Raw genomic sequence first — 255 nt, 5'->3', positions numbered from 1 at the left:
ATGCAGCGCATTCACTACCACGACCTGAGCGGCTATCTGCTGCGTGGCGGGAGTGGTGAGAAATGGCATCACCTGAATCTGCCGGTGATTATCGACAGCAGCCGCAGTTACGAAGAAACTTACCCGGAAAACACCCACGCTATCCCGATTGACCACGGCTTGCCTGATGGCTGGCTGTGGCCTTTTAAGCATAACGAATCGCACCGTGTATCGCTGTTTTCTCACCGGCGCACAGCCGAAGCCCAGTACATGCAG

The 255-nt window shown here is 55.7% G+C and carries 1 protein-coding gene; it reads left to right on the top strand.

Annotated elements, in window-relative coordinates; all coding sequences use genetic code 11:
• Positions 1-255, top strand: a 255-nt coding sequence (locus tag ACWXWW_RS18180) for a hypothetical protein (protein WP_455971431.1), incomplete at both ends; no start/stop codon positions are given.

The organism is Microbacterium sp. KNMS (genome assembly GCF_053851835.1).
The sequence above is the reverse complement of the archived record's forward strand: the minus strand, read 5'-3'. Positions and strand labels throughout refer to the sequence as shown.